This is a genomic window from Dawidia soli, from assembly GCF_018598185.1.
In the GTDB taxonomy this organism is placed as follows: domain Bacteria; phylum Bacteroidota; class Bacteroidia; order Cytophagales; family Cyclobacteriaceae; genus Ohtaekwangia; species Ohtaekwangia soli.
Genome location: NZ_JAHESC010000100.1, coordinates 1 through 6,372, shown reverse-complemented (window position 1 = coordinate 6,372; position 6,372 = coordinate 1). Strand labels below are relative to the sequence as shown.

Sequence of the window (6,372 nt, the reverse complement as noted above, 5' to 3'; positions counted from 1 at the left end):
CCCCCATCAAAACCAAAATACCGGTACTTCCGCTTGACACCGTTCAGGTTCTGCTCGTGCGTACCCATGTGGATCCCCGTAATGGAGATCTCGGCGGGGCCGATCTTAATGGTGATGGCGGTAGGAAGAACAAGACTTCCTCCTTCGATCTCAATACTTCCATCCTGCCAGATGATAAGCTTCTTAATATCGATCTCGGCCGGCAGGAACTTGCCCAGGAAACCGCCCTGATCCTCGAACTCCAGCAAGCCCGATACGGCAAGGTAGAGCTGGTCGTCCTTCCTGCCGATCTCCGCCGATCTGATGGTGAAGGCCAGAATGTTTGGAATGGAAAGTTTTATCCCGTCCGCCTCCCGGGCGGTGATGCTGAAGTCGCCGTCGTCGGCAATGTGTACATCGATCTCGATCTCGGCGTCATTGCCGGCGCTGTCTTTGAAGCCGGGGATGAGGAGCTTGCCAAAGATGTTGGATTCGGTGATGGCCCCTTGCTTGAATGTTATATCAAATGCCTCCAGGCTTGCTGTCATCTTACCGATCTTGGCGCTGAAGGGAGAGCCCGTTGTCTCCAGACCGATCGTGCCGGAGATGCCGCCGGTGCCGATGAGCAGGTTACGGCCTTTGATGGCTACTTCCGGCGGGTTGGCCTGGTCGGGATTGTTTTGGAACAGCTTAGGGGGAAGACCGATCGTGGCTTCCTCAATAAAGACACCGACGAAGTCTTCCGAGTAACCGGCATCCGCAGCTTCTGTAATGCTGCTGGTCCGACTTAGATCAAGCTTGACGTTTTCGAACTCTAGCGTAATGCCGGTATTTCCGATCAGCGATTTAGCAAAGCTAAAACTGGAAGCTTCCTCGAATTCAATCCCGTTCTCCGAGCTAAAATTCAAACTACCGGCGTTGAAAACAAGCTGTGACTTGATATTCTCATCCTCGATTACTTCATTCGTTTCAGGGTCAATCGGCTTCAGAACGCTTCGCGGAAATTGTAAGGCAAGGTTGATCTGCTCCAGCGACACAAAAATACGCGGTATTAAAATTCGCTTGAGATCGTCAATCGTAAAATTTGGCAGGAATGCATGCGACAAATCTTCAATTCGACTGAGCATTCCGCCAACATCAGCTCCTGCTATGTAACCCGAAAAGGCAATCTCCAGAATATCAAATTGATTGCCATTACTTGTCAACTGAACGAACAAATCTCCCAACACCTCGGATTCATCCGCATCGGATAGCAACGCGAGTGGCGTTACCGGAGTGAATCGCTGATTAAAATCGCTTACAAACTTTTCCAGGGGACTTCTCTCATCGAGTTCTCCAAGCTCTTCATCATCCTCATGCTCGTGCGGCACCGTCAATTCATAGAATGTATCGATCACTGCTTTTAGCATGTCTTGCTCCGATATACCAGCGACACCGATCAGGATGTCGTAGAATGACCTCGGTGTAAAGTCAAAGCTGGTGAGATTAAATTGTTCCACATACCTTAGCACCGGCCATGAATACCCTAACGAAACCGGAAATTCCGTGCGGCTGGTTTCTGCTATCCCTGGATTCAGGACCAACGCAAGGCCATCCGTACCGGGTATTTCCAATGCCAGCCGGGTGAAGGATACCAGTGTGAGACTGTAATGCGCGTCTTCTTTGTATAAGCTCGTACTCGATTCCAGGTCGGTTACAAATACGTTAGAAAACAGTGCTTCCAACCCGTCTTCGAAAATCCCTAAATCACCCGGGATTTGCTCGGTGGAAATAAAATTATTGAGCGGAATCAGATTCTCTGCCATACGATGTCATTTTTCTAGGGCAGTTGAGCTCTTCAGGCTGCCCGTTGGGGAAAATATTGTGCGTCGCGCCGGCTTTCGGCTTATCGTCTTTCCAGTAAATTCGTCTTCCGAAACTTGGGCAGGGGTTTCAATAACGATGTCACCATTTGAGGCAAGTCGGATCAATTGCCGCAACGTCGGTATCTCTTCTGCATCTTCTGTCTCTGAGGATAATCCATAGTCCTGGATGTGTATGTTATAATTCTTGTCAATATCAAATGTCCTACGTGCGATATGCATACCCATTCGTACATTGAAAATATTGATCGCATTAGCTTGTTTACTTACAGAGTCGTACAAAAGAAGATATGCGTGTGTATAAAACACATGTGCCATGCACAACTGCTGCAAAGTCTTATCGCGTTTATAGTCGGACAAAGTCGTATCACACACAACGTACACCTGATAGTTCGCTATAACTGGAAGTTTGTATCGGTAACTTTTAAAGTTAAACACTACACTGACTGACGCCCCATCATCACACGTCGGCAAGTAGGAAGAATCTGTAACAATATAGTTCACCTTCTCCAGCGTCGGTAGCTTATAGGCTATCGATGCCCTTCTTACCAATTCATACATATGATCGGCGTCATAATGCGCTGTCAAGGGAAGCGTTGTCGTCTTCGGGGTACCCGCCGACGCCACCAGGGTATCTTCTTCAGGCATCGAAACCGATTGACCTGCCTGCAGGGAGTCATTTGCCGACACCGTATTGTCGTTCTTTGGGTTATTTGAACTACAGGACAATAGCAGTACCGATAGGACTATAATTACATATATGCGCATACCCGTTCTATTTATGTATTACTATATCTTCTGTGTGAAGGTGACCGTTGTGAAGCGGACCGCCTTCCACCCATTTTATTCCAGTCAAAGCACCCATCACAGGATTAACAGCCAGTCTTAACGGACTTCTTGTGGGGCCAATTCTAAATTTTCCAATTCCATATTTATGCACGGCGCGGATAAACTCCAGATCGTCGGTTATTTCTACATTGGGTAAGGGCCCCGTGAGGTAATTTGTATCAAATGCATTTCCGTTTACGTGGAACGTGCTAGGAAAAGATGATGCATCAGGATACGCAAATCCCTGACAAACAATGGCATCGTCTATTTCTCGTAATGCGCCTAAAAAGACGGCCAGGAGGTCCGGCCGGGCAAATTGCCGCACGGTTTTGTCGTACGAAAACCGATTATTTATCATTGTCGATGCTGCCACCAACGCCCGATCAACATACACCAGGAATGCCTTTTTATTAACCTTCTTATACTTTTTGTTTCCGATCGCACCGCTATCTTTAACCTTACCCCGTGTTATAATATCATGGGTGGTAGTATGCTCATACGATCGACGAGCCCATACACCAAGGACATTGAAAGGCGTGTAATCGAAAATCAAATTATAGTTAAGGGCTTCGAAGTCAGACGTTTCACTTGCAGCACTTTCAGCCGGCGTAAAATCCGTACTATAAACTCGCTGATCGGCCATAACCAAGCCTAACGTACAGAATACAGGAGGATTGGCAGGAGGTGTAGGGGCTCCTACTGCATCCTGATCATAGAACAGATACGTTATATTCTGTGCTGAGCTTTGGTCATTCGCTATTGCCGTGTCATCAGCCAGGGTATACGTGGGCTGATTATTCACTGTTACCAATGAATCAACAACCTTCTTCCGAACCAGTGCAAAATCGATATTATCATTGATATAAATGGGGCCGTTTCGATAAATACGGAATTCTATCCTATTCTCACCCATGCTTAGTGGCTCAGCCGGAGCGAATGTCGTAGAGCTAAAAAACACATTATCACGACTGTATAGGTTTATCACAGGGCTAGGCGTAACAATATGCGGAGTGCCATTATTGTCTACCCCCTGAACTTTTACCGAATACCGAAAATAACGATGATGCTGTGCAGAGGTATCTGTGAGATGGTTGGCATGATCGCGTTCAAGGAAAATATAGCGTGGATGGCTGATCGAAAGTCCGGGTGTACCTTTCAGCGCCTGGAGCTGTGCAATGGATAGTCCCAGTAGCATAAGATCTTCTTTCTCCTGAGGAGCATCTGCTTTCTTATAGTAGTTGAGTCCCAGAATATCCAGGCTACCCGCCGCCGTCTGGTAGCGCTTGCGCACAATATAAAAATCATTCCGAAGGTCTGATGCAAATTTTGTATTGACAAAATTAAGTCGCCTCACATACGTATTCAAATACATCTTCCCCGAACTATTGGACTTAACATGTGCCTTGGTGTAAAAGAGAACACGTTGTGTATCCCAATAAGCGCCTGCCTGTGCCGCAAATGAAAAATTACCCGTGCCATCGGTTTGCAATTTCTCTTTAACATAGATAACACTGGAATTCTGTACATGGCCATTACGGACAGATCCATCACCAAGGCTTTCGAGGTCGATGGAACAAAACGCAGAGTCATAGTATTTTTCGTTCGCAAACCGCGGATTATTTTGAGGTATGGTCGAACCTATGAAATAAAATACCTTAATGTAGTTGGCAATATTGCCATTGGCCGGTGTCGTCGAGGTAGCTGTACTTCCGGCGTGTGGAAAGTACAACGTAACCGTTTTAGTCCATACACTTTGTGTATCGGACTTAATCGTATTGTCTTTATAAAAATTTACTTGATTTAAATTGTTAATACTGCTCAGGCTTTTGTTTTCGACATACAATACAGGGTCGGTGTTGCCATCTATGCGAAGTCTGAACCGAAGCTTGTTGCGGGTCGCGTTGTGATTCTTGATGCTTTCAAAAAAGATGATTGGCCATCCGCTGGTCTCATATGATTGCGCAACTCCATCGAGCTCAGCGGCGGTAGTCTGATCTACACTTTCATGAAGCACGATATTTCTGAGGTCGGTCGTGCTGATTTTGTAGTTATTATAGAAATTATAGGAAAGACCTTTTTCACTTCTGACATCTACATAGACCCGGTTTTTATTTGCAAACTTGCTGATAAGGTCAATATACAAACCGCTGTTTGCTCTTTTGAGCACCGATGGATTCCGACTCGCCCCGGTATATGTTGTAGTATTTACCCCGCTATCACTTTGCATACCGAAAAAGGCAGCAGGATCAATATAGGAGGCTATGAGTTCTTTTCTCCGTTTCAACGCCAGGCCCGTATAACCGTCTGTTAAAATCTGGATTGATATAGCTCGGTATGTTGCCAGCGTGGATTGTAACCCCAGCTCGGTCTCAAGTTCAATTTCAAAGCCAATCGTGTCGGTAGTCGTAAAATCGCCGATCCACATACCTTCTGTTACCGGATAGGGCTTCGCCGGTGCTTTGTTATTAAAAATGTCCTTGATTGGCCTGTTCTGATTCAGGTTGTTGGGATCCGTCAGCGGAAGATTATTATCCCCATAACCAAAATTGAGTGGTGTTGGTGCCGGCGGGTTCGCTGACGCCAGCGCTTTTCGGTCACGCCAGAATGAAGCAATAAACTGAGTATTGGTTGCCGAATCTTCCGGAACAATGTCCGCACCAGAAAAGAAACTGCTGAGCTTTACACGCCGGTAAACATAGTATCGCACGGTAACACCATTAATGCTCGTGGGGCGCAGAGGTTTGATGATCAGGTTTACCAGGTTAGTGGGGTTATCGTTGTTTTTTTGAACAACCATCATACCTGCCTGACACGCAAAGGCCTTGGCTTCCTGCGTCAACTGAAATTCAGTAGATAAACAAAATGCTGTTGTCGGATTTGCTGGATCCGGACCAAACTTCCTTTGATTGGGTCCCTGTACCGGCAATTTGGTATGATCTATAAAAAAATGCATGCGCAACAATTATTTAAAATTCAACGATAAAATATTCAACGTCTATATATACTTTCTTATACTAAATCAAATAATCAGGTTTGCCGATACGTTATCCAATTCCTGGTATTCGGTGCCATTAAACTGATAATATCGGAATGTAAAGGCAACCGATCCTGCTGCCAGGTTCAGTCCCGCATTACTGATAAATACACTGGTATTGTCTTTCGAGAAGATCGCCTTGTGATCGGTCACCGGGCCGCCGTTCATCGACAATGTTATGCTTCCTGCCAAAATCGAAGCCGGCATCTTGGGATCGTTCAGCGGCTCAGCACTTCGCACCAGTAGACCAACAATGGTATTATCAGAAATATTGCGGACAATATTCACCTCCGTTGTTACAGCCGGAGGTAATGCAGGCATTTCGAAAATACCGGTCATCAACAAATCGTATGGGTCCTGGTACGTACTAAAGAGGGGATCCGTATCGGGCAAGACGCCAGCCAACAGTTGTACGACCTTCGTCAACTGGGCATTTCCGAAGGCTTTGCCCTGGTTATCATATACGGCGTTTCGCAGAAAAACACCTTTGTCGTCATAAAGCTTGTAGCTGTTGATCTGTTCATCGAAATCAGCATACCGGGAGGTTTGAAATACGAACCGGTGCACTTCTTCGTCTTTGCCGTTATACCGTGCCAGGAAAATGGCGGAATACAGTTTCTGAGGTTTCAGCGGACCCGGGTCCACAGCGGTATTGATCCCGATCGGGTT

4 protein-coding genes are annotated in these 6,372 nt (G+C 46.2%); all 4 read right to left on the bottom strand.

The window, feature by feature from the left end; genetic code table 11:
• On the bottom strand, positions 1 to 1,784 hold a 1,784-nt coding region (locus tag KK078_RS30155), incomplete at its 3' end, for a hypothetical protein (RefSeq protein ID WP_254094736.1).
• 6 nt (positions 1,785 to 1,790) lie between these two features.
• Positions 1,791 to 2,609 (bottom strand): hypothetical protein, encoded by an 819-nt coding sequence (locus KK078_RS30150; protein WP_254094734.1) that lies wholly within the window; start codon positions 2,607 to 2,609, stop codon positions 1,791 to 1,793.
• A 7-nt stretch (positions 2,610 to 2,616) separates the two neighbouring features.
• Positions 2,617 to 5,622: a hypothetical protein gene (locus KK078_RS30145; protein WP_254094732.1), complete on the bottom strand. Its 3,006-nt coding sequence runs from the start codon at positions 5,620 to 5,622 to the stop codon at positions 2,617 to 2,619.
• A 66-nt stretch (positions 5,623 to 5,688) separates the two neighbouring features.
• On the bottom strand, positions 5,689 to 6,372 hold a 684-nt coding region (locus tag KK078_RS30140), incomplete at its 5' end, for a hypothetical protein (protein ID WP_254094730.1).

Excerpts from the sequence above, each read along its gene's own strand:
- KK078_RS30150 (WP_254094734.1), bottom strand. The coding sequence starts at position 2,609 with ATGCGCATATATGTAATTATAGTCCTATCGGTACTGCTATTGTCCTGT.
- KK078_RS30145 (WP_254094732.1), bottom strand. The coding sequence starts at position 5,622 with ATGCATTTTTTTATAGATCATACCAAATTGCCGGTACAGGGACCCAAT.